At 61.2% G+C, this 20,058-nt stretch carries 19 protein-coding genes and 1 other RNA gene; 16 read left to right on the top strand and 4 right to left on the bottom strand.

Annotated features, from left to right (window positions below):
* Nucleotides 1-142: 142 nt before the first annotated feature.
* Together AC3WJW_RS15160 and AC3WJW_RS15165 are read left to right on the top strand one after the other, a co-directional pair.
* The gene (locus AC3WJW_RS15160) at nt 143-760 is read left to right on the top strand and encodes a glutathione S-transferase N-terminal domain-containing protein (protein WP_007972581.1); all 618 of its coding nucleotides are present in this window, start codon (nt 143-145) and stop codon (nt 758-760) included.
* A gap of 16 nt (nt 761-776) precedes the next feature.
* Complete coding sequence (locus AC3WJW_RS15165) at nt 777-1,190, top strand: ClpXP protease specificity-enhancing factor (protein ID WP_007972582.1); 414 nt, start codon at nt 777-779, stop codon at nt 1,188-1,190.
* Nucleotides 1,191-1,345: 155 nt separating this feature from the next.
* On the opposite strand, the gene AC3WJW_RS15170 is transcribed toward AC3WJW_RS15165, so the two are convergent.
* From AC3WJW_RS15170 to AC3WJW_RS15185, 4 genes are all read right to left on the bottom strand, one after another.
* On the bottom strand, nt 1,346-1,924 hold the full coding sequence (locus AC3WJW_RS15170) for a BON domain-containing protein (protein ID WP_102698528.1): 579 nt from the start codon (nt 1,922-1,924) through the stop codon (nt 1,346-1,348).
* Nucleotides 1,921-2,514 carry a phosphoheptose isomerase gene (locus AC3WJW_RS15175; protein WP_007972584.1) on the bottom strand — a complete coding sequence of 198 codons (594 nt, stop codon included), beginning with the start codon at nt 2,512-2,514 and terminating at the stop codon, nt 1,921-1,923. The genes AC3WJW_RS15170 and AC3WJW_RS15175 overlap by 4 nt, the downstream gene beginning before the upstream one ends.
* A gap of 104 nt (nt 2,515-2,618) precedes the next feature.
* A complete protein-coding gene (locus AC3WJW_RS15180) occupies nt 2,619-2,981 on the bottom strand; it encodes a YraN family protein (protein ID WP_493726565.1) in 363 nt (120 codons plus the stop codon).
* Nucleotides 2,981-4,792 carry a penicillin-binding protein activator gene (locus AC3WJW_RS15185; protein WP_493726566.1) on the bottom strand — a complete coding sequence of 604 codons (1,812 nt, stop codon included), beginning with the start codon at nt 4,790-4,792 and terminating at the stop codon, nt 2,981-2,983. Before AC3WJW_RS15185 ends, AC3WJW_RS15180 begins: the two co-directional genes overlap by 1 nt.
* Nucleotides 4,793-4,969: 177 nt before the next feature.
* Here AC3WJW_RS15185 and rsmI point away from each other — a divergent pair, with 177 nt between their 5' ends.
* The 14 genes from rsmI to AC3WJW_RS15255 all read left to right on the top strand — a co-directional run bounded on the left by rsmI (nt 4,970) and on the right by AC3WJW_RS15255 (nt 20,054).
* Entirely contained in the window at nt 4,970-5,875 is a 906-nt protein-coding gene (gene rsmI / locus AC3WJW_RS15190) for a 16S rRNA (cytidine(1402)-2'-O)-methyltransferase (RefSeq protein WP_162130270.1), read from the top strand.
* Between the two features lie 75 nt (nt 5,876-5,950).
* Nucleotides 5,951-6,304, top strand: an RNA gene (rnpB, locus tag AC3WJW_RS15195) — RNase P RNA component class A.
* A 356-nt stretch (nt 6,305-6,660) separates the two neighbouring features.
* Nucleotides 6,661-7,116, top strand: coding sequence for a division/cell wall cluster transcriptional repressor MraZ (mraZ, locus tag AC3WJW_RS15200; RefSeq protein WP_007917012.1), 456 nt, complete (start codon nt 6,661-6,663; stop codon nt 7,114-7,116).
* On the top strand, nt 7,113-8,060 hold the full coding sequence (gene rsmH / locus AC3WJW_RS15205) for a 16S rRNA (cytosine(1402)-N(4))-methyltransferase RsmH (protein ID WP_489353319.1): 948 nt from the start codon (nt 7,113-7,115) through the stop codon (nt 8,058-8,060). The genes mraZ and rsmH overlap by 4 nt, the downstream gene beginning before the upstream one ends.
* Entirely contained in the window at nt 8,057-8,350 is a 294-nt protein-coding gene (gene ftsL / locus AC3WJW_RS15210; protein WP_033047641.1) for a cell division protein FtsL, read from the top strand. Before rsmH ends, ftsL begins: the two co-directional genes overlap by 4 nt.
* Entirely contained in the window at nt 8,350-10,089 is a 1,740-nt protein-coding gene (locus AC3WJW_RS15215; protein WP_493726670.1) for a peptidoglycan D,D-transpeptidase FtsI family protein, read from the top strand. Before ftsL ends, AC3WJW_RS15215 begins: the two co-directional genes overlap by 1 nt.
* A complete protein-coding gene (locus AC3WJW_RS15220; RefSeq protein ID WP_493726567.1) occupies nt 10,089-11,552 on the top strand; it encodes a UDP-N-acetylmuramoyl-L-alanyl-D-glutamate--2,6-diaminopimelate ligase in 1,464 nt (487 codons plus the stop codon). Before AC3WJW_RS15215 ends, AC3WJW_RS15220 begins: the two co-directional genes overlap by 1 nt.
* Nucleotides 11,545-12,912, top strand: a complete 1,368-nt coding sequence (locus AC3WJW_RS15225; RefSeq protein WP_493726568.1) for a UDP-N-acetylmuramoyl-tripeptide--D-alanyl-D-alanine ligase — start codon at nt 11,545-11,547, stop codon at nt 12,910-12,912. The genes AC3WJW_RS15220 and AC3WJW_RS15225 overlap by 8 nt, the downstream gene beginning before the upstream one ends.
* Complete coding sequence (gene mraY / locus AC3WJW_RS15230; protein ID WP_008016698.1) at nt 12,912-13,994, top strand: phospho-N-acetylmuramoyl-pentapeptide-transferase; 1,083 nt, start codon at nt 12,912-12,914, stop codon at nt 13,992-13,994. Before AC3WJW_RS15225 ends, mraY begins: the two co-directional genes overlap by 1 nt.
* 6 nt (nt 13,995-14,000) lie before the next feature.
* Nucleotides 14,001-15,347 (top strand): UDP-N-acetylmuramoyl-L-alanine--D-glutamate ligase, encoded by a 1,347-nt coding sequence (gene murD, locus AC3WJW_RS15235; protein ID WP_493726569.1) that lies wholly within the window; start codon nt 14,001-14,003, stop codon nt 15,345-15,347.
* Complete coding sequence (ftsW, locus tag AC3WJW_RS15240; RefSeq protein ID WP_007972603.1) at nt 15,344-16,561, top strand: putative lipid II flippase FtsW; 1,218 nt, start codon at nt 15,344-15,346, stop codon at nt 16,559-16,561. Before murD ends, ftsW begins: the two co-directional genes overlap by 4 nt.
* Nucleotides 16,551-17,621, top strand: a complete 1,071-nt coding sequence (murG, locus tag AC3WJW_RS15245; protein WP_046041926.1) for an undecaprenyldiphospho-muramoylpentapeptide beta-N-acetylglucosaminyltransferase — start codon at nt 16,551-16,553, stop codon at nt 17,619-17,621. The genes ftsW and murG overlap by 11 nt, the downstream gene beginning before the upstream one ends.
* A complete protein-coding gene (gene murC / locus AC3WJW_RS15250) occupies nt 17,614-19,074 on the top strand; it encodes a UDP-N-acetylmuramate--L-alanine ligase (protein ID WP_007989894.1) in 1,461 nt (486 codons plus the stop codon). Before murG ends, murC begins: the two co-directional genes overlap by 8 nt.
* Nucleotides 19,071-20,054, top strand: a complete 984-nt coding sequence (locus AC3WJW_RS15255) for a D-alanine--D-alanine ligase (protein ID WP_493726570.1) — start codon at nt 19,071-19,073, stop codon at nt 20,052-20,054. The genes murC and AC3WJW_RS15255 overlap by 4 nt, the downstream gene beginning before the upstream one ends.
* Nucleotides 20,055-20,058 lie beyond the last annotated feature (4 nt).

A 20,058-nucleotide genomic window follows, 5' to 3' on the forward strand; every position in this document is an offset into this window, starting at 1 on the left:
TCAAGCTATTGCTGTTAATCGCGCGCGCCCAAGGGCGCCTCTGAATAGGTAGCGAACTGGTGATCCAGTCGTTACGGGAGGCGCCCTCTGGGCGCGCTCGTTTTTCCGCTTTCGATAATTTCTACAAGCGAGGAGGATCGCCATGGGCGTGACCAATCGGTTGGCCTGTTACTCCGACCCCGCCGACCACTATTCCCACCGAGTGCGCATCGTACTGGCAGAGAAGGGTGTCAGCGCCGAGATCATTTACGTGGAAGCTGGACGCCAGCCACCTAAACTGATTGAAGTGAACCCTTACGGCAGCTTGCCCACCCTGGTCGATCGCGACCTGGCGTTGTGGGAGTCGACTGTGGTGATGGAATATCTGGATGAGCGTTACCCGCACCCGCCGCTACTGCCGGTTTATCCCGTGGCGCGTGCCAACAGTCGCCTGCTGATACACCGCATTCAGCGAGACTGGTGTGGCCTGGTGGACCTGATTCTGGATTCGCGGACCAAGGAGGCGGCTCGTGCCGTGGCTCGCAAGGAGTTGCGCGAAAGCCTGACGGGTGTGTCGCCACTGTTTGCCGACAAGCCGTTTTTCCTCAGTGAGGAACAAAGCCTGGTGGACTGCTGCCTATTGCCAATACTCTGGCGATTGCCGATTCTGGGTATAGAACTGCCGCGGCCGGCCAAGCCGCTGCTTGATTATATGGAGCGCCAGTTTGCGCGTGAGGCTTTCCAGGCGAGTCTGTCTGGTGTCGAACGCGACATGCGCTAAGGCTTAAGGAGCCGCTATGAACTCCAGTCGACCTTATCTGGTCCGCGCGCTCTATGAGTGGATTGTGGACAACGATTGCACCCCGCACATGCTGGTCAATTCCGAGTATCCGTCGGTGCAGGTGCCTCAAGGCTTTGCCAGTGACGGCCAGATCGTCCTGAACGTATCGCCACAAGCCGTGCGCCACTTGCACATGGATAACGAGGCGGTCAGTTTCGAGGGGCGCTTTGGTGGAGTGCCGCACACCTTGTACGTGCCTATCGCATCGATCCTGGGTATCTACGCCCGGGAGAACGGCCAGGGCATGGTGTTTGACCTGGAATCGCCGATGGGCGAGGACGACGACATCGAACCGGATGACGACCTTCCGCCACCGGACAGCGAGCCACCGCGTCCAAGCGGTCGACCCAGTTTGAAGGTGGTGAAGTAATAAAAAAGGCGATCCATGCGGATCGCCTTTTTTATTACTTCACCACCTTCAAACGTAGGAGCTGCCGAAGGCTGCGATCTTTTGATCTTGTTTTTGGAGGCTCAAGATAAAAAGATCGCAGCCTGCGGCAGCTCCTACACCACGTGCAGATCAGGTCAGTCGATGTACTCGAACAGCTTCACAATCTTCTGCACGCCGGAGACGCCTTGCACCAGGTTTGTCGCCTGCGCAGCTTCCTGTTTGGTCAGCAGGCCCAGCAAGTAGACGATGCCATTTTCAGTGACGACCTTGATGCGCGAACCGGGGATGTTCGCGTCAGCGAGCATCTGGGTCTTGATCTTGGTGGTCAGCCAGGTGTCATTCTGGCGCGCCAGCAGCGAGGAGGGGGCCATGATTTGCAGCTCGTTGTGCACCTGCTTTACGCGCTGGACCGCGGCGGCAGCTTGTTCGGCCTTGGCCTTGAGGTCTGCGCGTGGCGTTTGCCCGGCGAGCAGCACGACACCGTTGTAGCTGGTGACGACGATGTGCGAGTCCTTGTCCAGGGCCGGGTCGGCCTTGGCGATGTTCACGCCAACCTTGGTGTCGATCAGGGAGTCGTCGATCTTGCTGCCCAGTGTGCGAGTGCCGCGGTCATCTTCGATGGGTGCTTCACGGCTGGCAGTCACCACGGAGGTGCAACCGCTGATGCCGAGGCACAGAGTCAAGGCCAGTAGGCCAAGGCGATTAGGGGTCATTCTTCACTCCCGAACAATTGGCTGTCGATCAAGTCGCAAAGGCAATGGATCGCCAGCAGGTGGACTTCTTGAATACGAGCGGTGACGTTGGCCGGTACGCGAATCTCCACGTCCTCAGGCAACAGCAACGACGCCATGCCGCCGCCGTCACGTCCCGTCAATGCTACGACAATCATTTCGCGATCATGTGCGGCCTGGATCGCTTGAATTATGTTGGCCGAGTTGCCGCTGGTGGAGATAGCCAGCAACACATCGCCCGGTTGGCCCAGTGCGCGGATCTGCTTGGAGAAGATTTCGTTGTAGCTGTAGTCGTTGGCGATCGAGGTGATCGTCGAGCTGTCGGTCGTCAAGGCGATGGCCGGCAGGCTCGGGCGCTCGCGCTCAAAGCGATTGAGCAGCTCGGACGAAAAGTGCTGGGCGTCGCCGGCTGAGCCGCCATTGCCACAGGAAAGCATTTTGCCTTCGTTGAGCAGGGCGTTGACCATGACCTGGCTGGCTTGCTCGATGTGCGGTGCAAGAACTTCCATCGCCTGTTGCTTGGTGTCGATACTGGCCTGAAAAAGCTGGCGAATTCGGGATTGCATGTCCATCTGTGTGACCTTAATTAGCGCGGCTGTTCGGCACGTGAATGTGCAGCCCGCAAAGCAAAGAGCAAAAGTGTTGGGTGATAGTGTCCGGCTCGTGATGCCGGTGATCAGCCGTCGAAGGCATTCTGTAGCCAGTTCAGCTGATCGAGGTGTCTGTCGATGGCAATCACGTCGAAGCGGCAAGGGGAATTGGCCCAGCGCGACTCGCGCTGAAGAAAATATTGCGCGGCGAAAATCAGCTTTTGCCGTTTGCGCTCATCGATGCTATCGAGCGCGCCACCCCATTGAGTGTCTTTTCGGTAGCGGACTTCAACGAATACTACTGTATCGCCATCTAGCATGACCAGATCAAGCTCGCCGCGTTTGCACAACCAGTTCTGCGCCAGCAGGCGCAGACCCTGTTGTTGAAGATGCTCGAGCGCGTGGCGCTCGGCATCCATACCGCTTTGCTGGCGTGACCTGTCAGGCATCAGCGGGCGGTGTCCGGCAGGCGCTGGATCTGGCCATTGGCGAACTGGGCCCATGGCAACTGGCGCACGACACGCTGGCTCTGAGTCATGCCGAGGCTGCCCGACTCACCGTCGATGCGGCTGTCCGGCAGAGACTTCAACTGGCCCAGGCGCGGCGCCAGTCGATAGGCGTCCACGCCCATGGCGTAAAGACGCCCCAGGCTACCGGCGGCTTGTGGCCACTGGGCGGTGACCTGGCGGCGCAGTGGGTCATTGGCGTCCAGCAGCCAGGGCGTTTCGCAGAAACGAATGCCGTTCATGTCGTTGTACTGGTTGATGTCGCCGCTCGCGCTGAACACATGAGAGGTGGCGTAGACCGGTACATCGCCTGCGTACTGGAAGTTCAGGGTGGGTTTGATCTGTTGGGCCTGTTGCGGCGTTGAGGCGAGGAAGATGAATTCGATGTCCTGGCGACGCGACGGCTGGGCTGCTACTTGCGAGCCCACAGTGCTTTGCAGGCTCTTGGCGCGACCTTCGCTCTGACGCAGCTGGAACATGTCGGCAATCTGCTGGGCCAGCTGGACCGGCTGGTCGACGCGTTCGGTGGCGACGATGGTGCCGCCATTGGCTTGCCAATCCTGGCTGAACGCCTTGAGCACGCGGTCGCCCCATTCGCCTTTCGGCACCATGATGGCTGCGCGATGCAGGCCGTCGGCGCGAGCGCGGCGCGACACTTCACGGGCTTCGTCTTCTGCGGCAAGACCGAACTGGAACAACTGCGCCGGGCCTTGATCGCCTTCGCTGTAGTTCAGCGCCAGGGTGGTGATCGGGAGTTGCGGGCGAGTGCTCAGCTGTTTGACCAGTGGCTTCTCCAGCGGGCCGACGACCAGTTGCACGCCATCGGCCTGGGCCTTGCGGTAGAACTCGTCCATGGACGTCAGGCGCGAGCTGTCATAAAACTCGATGGCGGGTGGTTTCTGCCCGGCCTGTTGTGCCTGGTAGTGGGCGGCCATGAAGCCGTCGCGCAATGCTTTGCCAACCGAAGCCAACTGGCCATCCTGAGGCAGCAGCAGGGCAATCTTGCTCAGGGGCTGGCTGGCCAGCTCCTTGAGTTGGGTCAGTGGCTGAGGCAATTGAATGGCGGCCGGGTGTTTCGGATTCTGCGCGCGCCAGTTGTCGATGGCGGCCTGTTGCTGCTCCAGGGTGCCGGCGGATTTCACGGCCAGGGCCAGGGCCATCCAGCCGCCGAGATCGTCGCTGGCGTTCGGCTGCAACTGCTCGGTCGGCAGCGAAGCGATCAGGGTCCAGATCGCTTCGTGGTTTTTACTCGCGGCTTCACCTTTAAGCATCGGGGCAATGGAAATGCGCTCGCGAGCGGCGGCGAGGGTCTGGCCATCGGCCTCCAGGGCGCGGGCGTGAACAATGCCGGTGCGGACCTGTTGTTCGTCGGGCAGTTCGCTCAAGTATTGCATGCTTGGGTGGCTCAGGGCGGTCAGTGCTGCCTTGGGCTGATTGCGGGTCATGGCCAGTTCAGCCGCCAGGGTGTTGGCGAAAATCTGCGGCCCCGGCTTGAGCTGCTCGACCGGGACCTGTTGCAGGATTTGCGCGGACTGGCCGGCATTGCCCTGGCGATAGGCCAGGTCGGCAGCGCTCAAGCGCAGCAGGGCGGCATCTTCCGGTGATTTGCTTTGGGCGGCCTTCTCAAGCAGTTGCTCGATACTGGCGTCCGGTGTCCGTGGTAGTTCGCCAAGGCTGGACGAGGGCGAGCTGGCGCAAGCCGCCAGCAAGGCAGCGAGGCAGAGGGCAGATAACAGCCGCAGGCAAGCGATCATGTAAGCGTTCCTGATACTCGATCAAATTAGCGTGGAATTGTACCCAAGCACTGGCCGGGGCGCGATGTTACTGGCGTGAATCGATCAATTTAGCTGGTGTAAATGTTGCGCCAGCGCACAAACGATCGCCGATGACGCGATTGCATGCGCGTAGCGTGAGCCTCGCTACGCGCTACAATGGCGACTTTTACCGATCATGAGGTGTGCGCTTTGACTGCTCCAGGTGCTTTGAATTCCGCTGCTGGCTCGCTTTATGTGGTGGCGACGCCCATCGGCAACCTGGATGACATCAGTGCGCGGGCGCTGAAGATTCTGCGTGAAGTGGCCTTGATCGCCGCGGAAGACACCCGCCATTCGCAGCGCCTGATGCAACACTTCGGCATCTCGACGCCACTGGCCGCCTGTCATGAACACAACGAACGGGATGAAGGTAGTCGCTTTATCACGCGTCTGCTGGCCGGTGACAACGTGGCATTGATCTCTGATGCCGGGACTCCGCTGATTTCCGATCCGGGCTATCACCTGGTGCGACAGGCTCGGGCGGCAGGCATCAACGTGGTGCCGGTTCCGGGTGCCTGCGCCTTGATTGCAGCATTGTCGGCGGCGGGGCTGCCATCCGATCGTTTCATTTTCGAGGGGTTTCTGCCGGCCAAGGCGGTGGGGCGGCGAGCGCGCCTCGAGCAGGTAAAGGAAGAACCTCGCACATTGATCTTCTATGAGGCCCCGCATCGCATCCTGGAATGCCTGCAAGACATGGAGCTGGTGTTTGGCCCCGAGCGCCCGGCACTGCTTGCCCGTGAGCTGACCAAGACCTTTGAAACCCTCAAGGGGCTGCCTCTGGCCGAGCTGCGCGAGTTTGTCGAGTCGGACAGCAATCAGCAGCGCGGTGAGTGCGTCGTGTTGGTGGCGGGCTGGTCCGCGCCCGAGGAGGAGGGCGCTGTCAGCAGCGAGGCGATGCGCATCCTCAATCTGTTGCTCGAAGAAATGCCGCTCAAGCGTGCGGCGGCGTTGGCGGCGCAAATCACCGGCGAACGAAAGAATGTGCTGTATCAGATCGCGCTGGATCAGCAGAAGGGCGAGTAAAACCCGACGCGCAGGCGTGCGCACCGGCGCTTAGCGCTTGTTCTTCGGGCGCTGTGCCGGTAACCTTCGCGGCGGAGAGTCGATCGGACAGTCGCTGCCCTCTATGAAAATTAGGGGGGGGAGGAAAGTCCGGGCTCCATAGGGCGAAGTGCCAGGTAATGCCTGGGAGGCGTGAGCCTACGGAAAGTGCCACAGAAAATAACCGCCTAAGCGCTTCGGCGCCGGTAAGGGTGAAAAGGTGCGGTAAGAGCGCACCGCACGTCTGGCAACAGTTCGTGGCTAGGTAAACCCCACTTGGAGCAAGACCAAATAGGGTCCCAAGGCGTGGCCCGCGCTGGGACCGGGTAGGTTGCTAAAGATGTCCAGTGATGGCCATCGTAGACGAATGACTGTTCAAGACAGAACCCGGCTTACAGATCGACTCTCCACCTTTTTCTCCCCTCTGCTTAAATCATTGAGCAAGGGGTACGGTGATAGCAGTTTCCCTCCTTGCACATTCATCCGCAGAACCTCTTTTGTAATACCAAAAAAATCTTACTCTTAATAAATTACTTTAACTTCCGAACGCAGCCTCCTGTGCTGATTCAAGTTATCGGGCAGTTTCATGTGCCGGATTCTCGTTGCCCCTCCGTTAATGCTCCTAAATCTCAGTTCTGTAAGGGTTTTCCTTTAATCCGCGCCTTGACGGTGTGGTGGGCGCATTCCTATAGTGTGCGCAAGTGGCGGAAAGTGGCATGAAGTGGGTTTTTTGAACTCAAAACGCTAGAATTTGGAGAAACGCTGACGTGTTTCGCGGAGCCAACGCTATCAGTCTCGATGCAAAGGGCCGTCTCGCCATGCCGAGCCGGTACCGTGACGAGCTCGATTCGCGGAGTTCCGGTCAATTGATCGTGACAATTGATGCCGTTGATCCTTGTTTGTGTGTTTACCCCCTCGATGAGTGGGAAATTATTGAAACCAAACTGCGCGCACTGCCTTCGCTCCGCGAAGAGAACCGCCGCCTGCAACGTTTACTGATTGGTAATGCCGTCGATCTCGAGCTCGATGGCAGTGGTCGTTTTCTGGTTCCACCGCGTCTTCGTGAATATGCCAAGTTGGATAAGCGCGCGATGTTGGTAGGCCAACTGAACAAGTTCCAATTGTGGGACGAGGATGCCTGGAACGCGGTTTCTGCCGCTGACCTGGCTGCTATTCAACAACCGGGCGCGATGCCTGATGAACTGCGTGATTTGATCCTGTGACTATTGATAGCGGCTTTAACCACATCACCGTACTGCTTGACGAAGCCGTCGAGGCTCTCGCCGTACGTCCTGATGGCTGCTATCTGGACGGTACGTTCGGGCGCGGCGGGCACAGCCGGTTGATCCTCAGTCAGCTCGGTCCCGATGGTCGCTTGCTCGGATTCGACAAAGATCCACAAGCGATTGCCACCGGGCAGACGCTAGCGGCCGAAGACGGCCGCTTTGTCGTTGTGCAGCGCAGCTTTGCCGAACTCGGTTCGGAAGTCTCCGAGCGCGGTCTGGCCGGCAAGGTCAGCGGCGTTCTGCTGGATCTGGGCGTGTCTTCGCCACAGCTCGACGACCCTGAGCGCGGTTTCAGCTTCCTCAACGACGGCCCGCTGGACATGCGCATGGATCCGTCCCGTGGCATCAGCGCCGCCGAATTCGTCAACACCGCTCCTGTGGAAGAAATCGCCCGGGTGTTCAAGGAATACGGCGAAGAGCGTTTCTCCGGCCGCATGGCCCGTGCCGTGGCCGAGCGCCGCGACATCAAGCCATTCGAGCGCACCGGTGACCTGGCAGAAGTCCTGAAGGTCGCCAACCCGGCATGGGAAAAGGGCAAGAACCCCGCAACCCGTGCATTCCAGGGCCTGCGCATTCACGTCAACAACGAGCTGGGTGATCTGGAAACCGGCCTCGAAGCCGCGCTGGAGTGCCTGGAAGTGGGCGGTCGCCTGGTGGTGATCAGCTTCCACTCGCTGGAAGACCGTATCGTCAAACTGTTCATGCGCAAGCTGGTGAAAGGCGAAGCCGACAACCTGCCGCGCAACCTGCCGGTTCGGCATGTCGCCTTCGAACCGAAAATCAAAGTCCATGGCAAAGCGCAGACGGCCTCCGACGCCGAACTCAAAGCCAACCCACGTTCGCGAAGCGCTGTCATGCGTGTGGCGGAGAAGCTGCGGTGAGCAAGCTTTTCGCCAAGCCATTGCCCGGCGGAAGCTTTTTCATGCTGCTGCTGTTTGTCGGCGTGCTCGTTTCGGCCATCGGCGTGTCCTACAGCGCGCACTGGAACCGTCAGCTATTGAATTCGCTGTACAGCGAATTGAGCGTGCGCGACAAGGCGCAGGCGGAGTGGGGGCGGTTGATTCTGGAGCAGAGCACCTGGACCGCCCACAGCCGTATCGAAGTGCTGGCCACCGAACAATTGAAAATGCACATCCCCGGTGCCGCTGACGTGAAGATGGTGGCGCCATGATGAAACTCGAAGGTGCACTCTTTCCTTGGCGGTTCCGCGTGGTGCTGGGTTTGCTCGGCATCATGGTGGCCGCGATCGCCTGGCGCATCATCGATTTGCAGGTGGTCGACCGTGCCTTCCTGAAGGGGCAGGGCGATGCCCGCAGTGTTCGTCATATTCCGATTCCGGCTCACCGTGGTCTGATCACCGACCGTAACGGCGAGCCTTTGGCCGTGAGTACTCCGGTCACCACCCTTTGGGCCAATGCCAAGGAAATGCAAACGGCCAAAGAGAAGTGGCCGGCATTGGCGGCTGCCTTGGGGCAGGACCCGAAAGCCCTGGCCGAACGTCTCGAAGCCCAGGCCAACAAAGAATTCATTTATCTGGTGCGCGGGCTGACCCCGGAGCAGGGCCAGGCTGTGCTCGATCTGAAAGTGCCGGGTGTTTATGGCATCGAAGAGTTCCGGCGCTTTTATCCTGCCGGCGAAGTCACCGCCCATATGGTCGGTTTTACCGACATCGACGATCACGGTCGTGAAGGCGTCGAACTGGCCTACGACGAATGGCTGGCCGGGGTTCCCGGCAAGCGTCAGGTGATCAAGGACCGGCGCGGCCGGCTGATCAAGGATGTCCAGGTCACCAAAAACGCCAAGGCCGGCAAGCCCTTGGCGTTGTCCATTGACCTGCGCCTGCAATACCTTGCCAACCGCGAATTGCGCAACGCGATCATCGAGAACGGCGCCAAGGCCGGTAGCCTGGTGATCATGGACGTGAAGACCGGCGAGATTCTCGCGATGGTCAACCAGCCGACCTACAACCCGAACAACCGTCGCAACCTGCAACCGGCGATGATGCGTAACCGCGCGATGATCGACGTGTTCGAGCCGGGTTCGACCATGAAAGCGATTTCCATGAGCGCCGCCATTGAAACCGGGCGCTGGAAGCCGACCGATACCGTTGAGGTTTATCCGGGCACCTTGCAGATTGGTAAATACACCATCAAGGACGTCTCCAAATCCGAAGGCCCGGTGCTCGACCTGACTGGCATCCTGATTAACTCCAGTAACGTCGGGATGAGCAAGGTCGCGTTCGATATCGGCGGCGAAACCATTTTCCGTCTGGCGCAGAAAGTCGGCCTCGGCCAGGACACCGGCCTGGGCTTCCCGGGCGAGCGCGTCGGCAACCTGCCGAACTACCGCGAGTGGCGCAAGGCAGAAACCGCCACGCTGTCCTATGGCTACGGTATTTCCGTGACCGCGATCCAGTTGGTTCACGCTTTCTCGGCCCTGGCCAACAACGGCCGCCTTGCGCCGCTGACCCTGATCAAGACCGACAAGGCACCGCAAACCACCCAGGTGCTGCCGGAGGCTGTCGCGAAAACCATGCAAGGCATGCTGCAACAAGTGATCGAAGCCCCGCGCGGTGTGTTCCGTGCGCAGGTGCCGGCGTATCACGTGGGCGGCAAGTCCGGTACTGCGCGTAAAACCTCGGTCGGCACCAAGGGTTACGCCGAGAACTCCTACCGTTCGCTGTTCGCCGGTTTCGGCCCGATGAGCGATCCACGCTACGCCATCGTGGTCGTCATCGATGAACCGACCAAGGCCGGCTACTTCGGTGGCCTGGTATCCGCGCCGGTGTTCAGCCGCGTGATGTCGGGCACCCTGCGCCTGATGAACATCACGCCGGACAACCTGCCACCTACTCAACAAGCGAACGCAACACCGGTCGTTCCGCTGAAAGCCAATGGAGGGCGCGGCTGATGTCCCTGAGCCTGAACAAGATTTTCCCTCACGCCGGCCACGATCTACTGATTCGCGAGCTCGCCCTGGACAGCCGCAACGTGCGCGCGGGCGATCTGTTCCTCGCCGTGCCGGGCGGGAAGTTCGATGGGCGTGCGCACATTGCCGACGCCTTGCAACGCGGCGCGGCTGCGGTGGCTTATGAAGTGGAAGGCGCCACTGTGCTGCCAATCACCGAGGTTCCCTTGATTCCGGTCAAAGGGCTGGCCGCTCAGCTGTCGGACATCGCCGGACGTTTTTATGGCGAGCCAAGCCATCATCTGAACCTGATCGGCGTGACCGGCACCAACGGCAAAACCAGTGTCACTCAACTGGTTGCCCAGGCGCTGGATCTGCTTGGCCAGCACTGCGGCATCGTCGGCACCCTCGGTTGCGGTTTCTACGGTGCACTGGAAAGCGGCTTGCACACCACGCCGAACCCGATTGTCATGCAGGCAACGCTGGGCGACCTGAAAAAGGCCGGTGCCAAAGCCGTGGCGATGGAAGTTTCTTCCCATGGACTGGACCAGGGCCGCGTGACGGCACTGGCCTTCGACGTGGCGGTGATGACCAACCTGTCTCGTGATCATCTGGATTACCACGGCACCATGCAGGCCTACGGTGATGCCAAGGCCAGGCTGTTCGCCTGGAACGATCTGAAATGCCGGGTGGTTAACCTCGACGACGACTTTGGTCGGCAACTGGCGGCTGAAAAACGTGAATCGCGGTTGATCACCTACAGCCTGCTCGACAGCAGTGCCTACCTCTATTGCCGTGAGGCGCAGTTCGACGACGAAGGCGTGCGCGCCACGCTGGTCACGCCGCAGGGTGAACACCATCTGCGCAGCACCCTGCTCGGCCGTTTCAACCTGAGCAACGTGCTCGCAGCGGTTGGCGCCTTGCTTGGCCTGGATTACGCACTGGACGAAATCCTCAAGGTGCTGCCGAAACTCGAAGGCCCGGCCGGTCGCATGCAGCGCCTCGGCGGCGGCACTCAACCGCTGGTGGTGGTCGATTACGCCCACACCCCGGATGCCCTGGAGAAAGTCCTGACGGCCCTGCGTCCACACGCCAAGGGCCGATTGCTGTGCCTGTTCGGTTGTGGCGGTGACCGCGATCGCGGCAAGCGTCCGTTGATGGCCGAAGTGGTCGAGCGCCTGGCCGATGGCGTGCTGGTGACCGACGACAACCCGCGCACTGAAGATCCATCGGTGATTTTCGATGACATCCGCGCCGGTTTCACGGCTGTGGATAAAGTGGAGTTCGTTGCCGGTCGCGGTCAGGCGATTGCCCGGCTTATCGCCAGTGCCTCGGTGGACGACGTGATTGTCCTGGCCGGCAAAGGTCACGAGGACTATCAGGAAATCAACGGCGAGCGTCATGCCTTTTCCGACCTGGTCGAGGCCGATCATGCCTTGACCGCATGGGGGGTGGCCCATGCTTAAGGCCTTGCTACTGAGCGAACTGTCCGACGCGCTGAATGCTCGCCTGGTGTCGACCGATGCCAGTTTCGACGGCGTCAGCATCGACAGCCGGGCCATCAAGCCGGGTCAGCTGTTTATTGCCCTGACCGGTCCGCGCTTCGATGGTCATGATTATCTGAATGAAGTCGCTGCCAAGGGCGCCGTGGCCGCGCTGGTCGAGCGCGAAGTCGCCGACAGCGCACTGCCGCAGTTACTGGTCAGCGATACTCGCCAGGCCCTCGGGCAGTTGGGTGCGCTCAATCGCGCCGCCTACACCCATCCGGTCGCGGCGGTCACCGGTTCGAGCGGCAAGACCACGGTCAAGGAAATGCTTGCGAGCATCCTGCGCACCCGTGGCCCGGTACTGGCGACCCGTGGCAACCTGAACAACGATCTCGGCGTGCCGCTGACCCTGCTCGAACTGGCGCCGGAGCATACGGCGGCAGTGATCGAACTCGGTGCTTCGCGCCTCGGTGAAATTGCCTACACCGTTGGCCTGACCAAACCGCACGTGGCCATTCTCAACAATGCCGGGACCGCCCACGTCGGCGAGTTCGGTGGCCCGGAAAAAATCGTCGAAGCCAAGGGCGAGATCATCGAAGGGCTGGAGGCCGATGGCGTCGCAGTGCTCAATCTCGACGACAAGGCATTCGGCATCTGGAAGGCACGCGCTGGTGATCGCAAAGTGCTGACGTTTGCGTTGAGCAATACCAGCGCCGATTTCTACGCCAGTGACCTGGCCACCGATGCCCGTGGCTGCCCGGCATTCAATCTGCACAGCCCTGAAGGTGTAGAGCGCGTTCAACTGAACCTGCTCGGCACCCATAACGTCGCCAATGCCATGGCCGCCGCCGCTGCCGCCCATGCCCTGGGTGTGTCGCTGTTCGGTATTGCCACCGGCCTTGGCGCGGTGCAGCCGGTCAAGGGCCGCACCGTCGCGCAATTGGCCAGCAATGGCATGCGCGTGATCGATGACACTTACAATGCCAACCCCACCTCCATGTGCGCTGCCGTTGATATACTGGCCGGCTTTTCCGGTCGCACCGTCCTGGTGCTCGGGGATATCGGCGAATTGGGCGAATGGGCGGAGCAGGGGCACCGCGACGTGGGCGAGTACGCCCGTGGCAAGGTTTCTGCGCTGTACGCCGTCGGGCCAATGATGGCTCACGCCGTGAACGCATTCGGTCCAGAGGCTTTTCACTTCAGCACGCAGGCTGAACTGATCAATGCCCTAGGCGCCGAGCAAGACACAAACACCACCATTTTGATCAAGGGGTCGCGCAGCGCTGCGATGGAAAACGTCGTCGCCGCCTTGTGCGGGTCCAGCCTGGAGAAACATTAATGCTGCTGCTGCTAGCGGAGTATCTGCAACAGTTCTACAAAGGCTTCGCGGTCTTCCAGTACCTGACCCTGCGCGGGATTCTCGGTGTACTGACCGCGCTGGTCTTGTCGCTGTGCTACGGCCCGTGGATGATCCGCACTTTGCAGAACCGTCAGATCGGCCAGTCCGTTCGCAACGACGGTCCGCAGTCGCACCTGTCCAAGTCGGGCACGCCGACCATGGGCGGCGCGCTGATCCTGTCGTCCATCGGTGTCAGTACCCTGCTTTGGGCCGACCTGACCAACCGTTACGTCTGGGTCGTACTGCTGGTGACCTTGCTGTTTGGCGCCATCGGCTGGGTCGACGACTACCGCAAGGTGATCGAGAAAAACTCCCGTGGCTTGCCAAGCCGCTGGAAGTATTTCTGGCAATCGGTATTTGGCCTGGGCGCGGCGATCTTCCTTTATATGACGGCCGCCACGCCGGTGGAAACCACGCTGATCCTGCCGATGCTCAAGGACTACAGCATTCCCCTGGGCGCAGGCTTCATCGTCCTGACCTACTTCGTGATTGTCGGCTCGAGCAACGCGGTCAACCTGACCGACGGCCTCGACGGTCTGGCGATCATGCCGACGGTGATGGTGGGCGGCGGCCTGGGCATTTTCTGCTACTTGTCGGGTAACGTGAAATTCGCCGAATACCTGCTGATTCCTTATGTTCCGGGTGCCGGTGAATTGATCGTGTTCTGCGGCGCACTGATCGGAGCCGGCCTGGGCTTCCTGTGGTTCAACACTTATCCGGCACAAGTATTCATGGGCGACGTCGGCGCACTGGCGCTGGGCGCGGCCCTGGGCACCATCGCGGTGATCGTCCGTCAGGAAATCGTCCTGTTCATCATGGGCGGCGTGTTCGTGATGGAAACCCTGTCAGTGGTCATTCAGGTCGCCTCTTTTAAACTGACCGGTCGCCGCGTATTCCGCATGGCGCCCATTCACCACCACTTTGAACTCAAGGGTTGGCCCGAGCCACGTGTGATCGTCCGTTTCTGGATCATCACCGTGATTCTCGTGCTGATCGGCCTTGCCACCCTGAAGCTGAGGTAGAAACTCGTGTCTCTGATCGCTTCTGACCACTTCCGCATCGTTGTCGGTCTCGGCAAGAGCGGCATGTCCCTGGTTCGCTTCCTGGCGAACCGGGGCGTGGCGTTTGCTGTGGCCGATACGCGGGAAAATCCACCGGAACTGGCCACGCTCAAGCGTGACTATCCGCACGTGGAAGTGCGTTGTGGCGAGCTGGACGTCGAATTCCTGTGCCGCGCCGACGAGCTCTACGTGAGCCCCGGTCTGGCGCTGGCGACCCCGGCCCTGCAGGCCGCCGCCGCACGTGGCGTGAAATTGTCCGGTGACATCGAGCTGTTCGCGCGTAACGCGAAGGCGCCGATCGTGGCCATCAGCGGTTCCAACGCGAAAAGCACCGTCACCACCCTGGTCGGAGAAATGGCGGCGGCGGCGGGCAAGCGTGTGGCCGTCGGCGGCAACCTCGGTACACCAGCACTGGATCTGCTGCGCGACGACGTCGAGCTATACGTGATGGAGTTGTCGAGTTTCCAGCTGGAAACCACCGATCAACTCAACGCCGAAGTGGCGACCGTGCTCAACGTCAGCGAAGACCACATGGACCGTTACAGCGGTCTGCCGGCCTATCACCTGGCCAAGCACCGGATCTTCCGTGGTGCCCGGCAGTTCGTGGTCAATCGTCAGGATGCCCTGAGCCGTCCGTTGATGGGCGAGGGCCAGCCGTGCTGGACCTTCGGCCTGAGCAAACCGGATTTCAAAGCCTTCGGCATCCGTGAAGAAGACGGCGAGAAATACCTGGCCTTCGAATTCCAGAACCTGATGCCGGTGCGCGAATTGAAGATTCGTGGCGCCCACAACCAGTCCAACGCCCTGGCGGCCCTGGCCCTGGGTCATGCGGTCGGCCTGCCGTTCGATGCCATGCTGTCGAGCCTGCGCACCTTCGCCGGTCTCGAGCATCGCTGCCAATGGGTCCGCGACCTCGACGGCGTGGGCTACTACAACGATTCCAAAGCCACCAACGTCGGTGCTGCACTGGCCGCCATCGAAGGCCTGGGCGCGGACATCGACGGCAAGGTCGTGCTGATCGCCGGCGGTGACGGCAAGGGTGCCGAGTTCAAGGACCTGCGCGATCCGGTAGCGGCCAACTGCCGCGCCGTGGTGTTGATGGGCCGCGACTCCGACAAGATCGGCGAGGCCATTGGCGACGTCGTTCCGCTGATCCGCGTCGCTTCCCTGGTCGAAGCCGTCGAACAATGCCGCGCCGCCGCCCAGCCGGGCGACGTGGTGCTGCTGTCGCCAGCCTGCGCCAGCTTCGACATGTTCAAGAACTACGAAGACCGTGGTCACCAGTTCGTCCAAGCCGTGGAGGATCTGGCATGAGCCTGAAAGGCATCATCAAGCCGTATCCATCGCCGCTCATCACCGGGCGCGGTATCGACCTCGACTTCCCGATGCTCGCCGGTTGCCTGACGCTGCTCGGCCTGGGACTGATCATGATTGCCTCGGCATCGACCGAAGTGGCGGCCGTGCAGTCGGGCAGCGCGCTGTATTACATGATTCGCCACCTTATTTACGTGGTGCTGGGCCTGGGTGCCTGCATCGTTACCATGATGATCCCGATTGCCACTTGGCAACGCCTGGGTTGGCTGATGCTGCTGGGGGCGTTCGGCTTGCTGGTGATGGTGATCATTCCAGGGATCGGCCGTGAGGTTAACGGCTCGATGCGATGGATCGGCTTCAGTTTCTTCAACGTCCAGCCTTCCGAGATCGCCAAGGTGTTCGTGGTGATCTACCTCGCCGGTTATCTGGTGCGCCGCCAGAAAGAAGTGCGTGAAAGCTGGATGGGCTTCTTCAAGCCGTTCATCGTACTGTTGCCGATGGCGGGTCTGCTGCTGATGGAGCCGGACTTCGGTGCCACCGTCGTGATGATGGGGGCCGCGGCGGCGATGCTGTTCCTTGGCGGCGTGGGGCTGTTCCGTTTTTCCCTGATGGTGGTGCTGGCTGTCGGCGCGGTGGTGCTGTTGATTCAAATGCAGCCGTATCGGATGGCGCGCCTGACCAACTTCGCCGATCCGTGGGCCGACCAGTTCGGTGCCGGTTATCAGTTGTCCCAGGCATTGATCGCTTTCGGCCGCGGCGAATGGCTGGGCGTCGGCCTGGGCAACAGCGTGCAGAAACAGTTCTACCTGCCGGAAGCCCACACTGACTTCGTGTTCTCGGTCCTGGCCGAAGAACTGGGCGCGGTGGGTTCGCTGTGCACCGTGGCACTGTTCGTCTTCGTGTGTATTCGCGGCATGTACATCGGATTGTGGGCCGAGAAGGCCAAGCAGTTTTTTGCCGCTTACGTGGCATACGGTCTGTCGTTCCTGTGGATCGGCCAGTTCCTGATCAACATCGGCGTGAACGTCGGCCTGCTGCCGACCAAGGGCCTGACCCTGCCGTTCCTCAGTTACGGCGGTAGTTCGTTGGTGATCTGCTGCGCCTGTCTCGGCTTGTTGCTGCGCATCGAGTGGGAAAGTCGAACCCACCTGGGCAGCGAGGAGATGGAGTTCCATGAGAGCGACTTCGCCGAGGAGCCGCACCATGGGCGCTAACGTGATGATCATGGCCGGCGGCACCGGTGGCCACGTGTTCCCGGCGCTGGCCTGTGCCCGCGAATTCCAGGCGCGCGGCTATACCGTGCACTGGCTCGGTACCCCGCGCGGTATCGAAAACGATCTGGTGCCAGCCGCCGGTATCGAACTGCACCGGATCAACGCCAGCGGTCTGCGGGGCAAGGGCAAGCTGTCGCTGCTCAAGGCACCGTTCATGTTGTTCAAGTCGGTCTGGCAGGCACGGGCGATCATTCGCCGTCTGCAACCGGTCTGCGTCGTGGGCTTTGGTGGTTTTGTGACCGGCCCTGGCGGTGTCGCAGCCAAACTGGCCGGCGTGCCGGTGATCGTTCATGAGCAGAACGCGGTGGCCGGTACCGCCAATCGGTTGCTGGTGCCGTTGGCCGCCCGAGTCTGTGAAGCGTTCCCTGACACCTTTACCCTGTCGGACAGCCGCCGGACCACCGGTAACCCGGTGCGCACCGAGCTGTTCCTCGAGACATCGCGACCAGCCCTGGCCGGTCGCAAGGCGCGTTTGCTGATCCTGGGCGGAAGCCTGGGCGCAGAACCGTTGAACAAATTGCTGCCTGAAGCCCTGTCGCAAGTCGCTGCCGATTTGCGCCCGGAAGTGTTCCATCAGGCCGGCAAAAACCACGATGAAGTGACTGCAGAGCGCTATCGCGCGGCTGGCGTCGAGGCGCAGGTGCAGCCCTTCATCAAAGACATGGCTCAAGCCTACAGCTGGGCCGACCTGGTGGTCTGTCGCGCAGGCGCGCTGACCATCAGTGAACTGGCCGCCGCCGGTCTGCCCTCGATGCTGGTGCCTTTGCCCCACGCCATCGACGATCACCAGACCCGCAACGCCGAATATTTGGCCCGTGAAGGCGCAGCCTTCCTGATGCCACAAAGAACGACTGGCGCAGCGGATCTTGCCGCTCGCCTGACAGAGGTCCTGATGCAACCACAACGACTCAACGAAATGGCTACCGCGGCACGCCGCCTCGCCAAACCCGATGCCACCCGTAACGTCGTCGATAGCTGCCTGGAGGTGGCCCATGGTTGAGAGTCAGAAAGCCATGCCACAACCGGAAATGCGCCGCATCCGTCGCATCCACTTCGTCGGTATCGGCGGTGTGGGCATGTGCGGGATCGCCGAAGTGTTGCTGAACCTGGGGTATGCCGTATCCGGTTCCGACCTGAAGGCTTCGCCGGTGACCGAACGCCTGGAGTCCTTCGGCGCGCAGATCTTCATCGGCCACCGCGCCGAGAACGCCGCCGCTGCCGACGTACTGGTGGTGTCGAGTGCCGTGAACACGTCCAACCCGGAAGTCGCTACCGCGCTGGAACGCCGTATTCCGGTGGTGCCGCGTGCCGAGATGCTGGCTGAGCTGATGCGTTATCGCCACGGTATCGCCGTTGCCGGTACCCACGGCAAAACCACCACCACCAGCCTGATCGCTTCGGTGTTCGCTGCCGGTGGCCTGGACCCGACGTTCGTCATCGGTGGCCGCCTGAATGCCGCGGGCACCAATGCCCAGCTTGGCACCAGCCGCTACCTGATCGCCGAGGCCGACGAAAGCGACGCCAGCTTCCTGCACCTGCAGCCGCTGGTGGCCGTGGTCACCAACATCGACGCCGATCACATGGCGACCTACGACGGTGACTTCAACAAGTTGAAGAAAACCTTCGTCGAGTTCCTGCACAACCTGCCGTTCTATGGTCTGGCGGTGGTGTGCCTGGACGATCCGGTGGTGCGTGAAATCCTCCCGCAGGTCAAGCGTCCGACCGTGACCTACGGCTTCGGCGAAGACTGCGACGTGCGCGCCATCAACGTGCGCCAGCAAGGCATGCAGACCTTCTTCACCGTACTGCGCCCTGACCGCGAGCCGCTGGATGTGTCGGTGAACATGCCGGGCAACCACAACGTATTGAACGCACTGGCGACCATCTGCATCGCCACCGACGAAGGCGTCAGCGATGAAGCCATCGTCCAGGGCCTGTCCGGCTTCCAGGGTGTCGGCCGACGCTTCCAGGTCTACGGCGAATTGCCGGTGGACGGCGGCAACGTGATGCTGGTCGATGACTACGGTCACCACCCGACCGAAGTCGCGGCCGTGATCAAGGCCGTACGCGGTGGCTGGCCGGAGCGTCGCCTGGTGATGGTCTACCAGCCACACCGTTACAGCCGCACCCGTGACCTGTACGACGATTTCGTCAATGTGCTGGCAGACGCCAACGTGCTGCTGCTGATGGAAGTCTATCCGGCCGGCGAAGAGCCGATTCCAGGGGCCGACAGCCGCAAACTGTGCAACAGCATCCGTCAGCGTGGCCAGCTCGACCCGATCTACATCGAGCGTGGTGTCGACCTCGCGCCAGTGGTCAAGCCGCTGCTGCGTGCCGGCGACATCCTGCTGTGCCAAGGCGCCGGTGATATCGGCGGTCTCGCACCAAAACTGTTGAAAAGCGAGTTGTTCGCCGGTGCCGTTGCCGCACCGGAGAAGGGGAAGTTGAAATGACTGCTGCCTACGCCAACCTGGTCTCCATGATCGCGCCGAAAGACTTCGGCCGCGTCGCCGTGCTGTTCGGCGGCAAGAGTGCCGAGCGCGAAGTGTCCCTGAAATCGGGCAACGCGGTTCTCGACGCGCTGCTAAGCGCCGATGTCGACGCGTTCGGCCTCGACGTGGGCGATGACCTGCTGCAGCGTCTGCAGAGCGAAAAGATCGACCGCGCCTTCATCATCCTCCACGGTCGTGGCGGTGAAGACGGCAGCATGCAGGGCCTGCTCGAATGCCTGGGCATCCCGTACACCGGCAGCGGCATCCTGGCGTCGGCCCTGGCCATGGACAAACTGCGCACCAAGCAGGTCTGGCACAGCCTGGGCATTCCGACGCCGCGTCACGCAGTTCTTTGCAGCGAGGCCGATTGTATTTCGGCAGCGACGGAACTGGGCTTCCCTTTGATCGTCAAACCGGCCCATGAAGGTTCAAGTATCGGTATGGCCAAAGTGAGTTCCGCGTCCGAATTGATCGACGCATGGAAAGCGGCCAGTACCTACGATTCGCAAGTGTTGGTCGAGCAATGGATTCACGGTCCGGAGTTCACCATCGCCACCCTGCGTGACCAGGTGTTGCCTCCGATTGCCCTGGGCACGACGCACAGCTTCTACGACTACGACGCCAAGTACATCGCCAACGATACCCAGTACCGCATTCCGTGCGGGCTGGACCGCGCCAAGGAACAGGAACTCATGGACCTCACAGCGAAAGCCTGTGAAGCGCTGGGTATCGCCGGTTGGGGCAGGGCAGACGTGATGCAGGACGCCGAAGGGCAGTTCTGGTTCCTGGAAGTCAACACCGCACCGGGCATGACCGATCACAGCCTGGTGCCGATGGCGGCCCGTGCCGCCGGTCTGGATTTCCAGCAACTGGTCCTGGCCATTCTGGCCGAGAGCGTTGCCGGCAATGCTGCCGGTCACCAAGAGTCGACGAGAGGTTAAGGCC

Source organism: Pseudomonas sp. GW821-FHT07G06 (assembly GCF_058986625.1).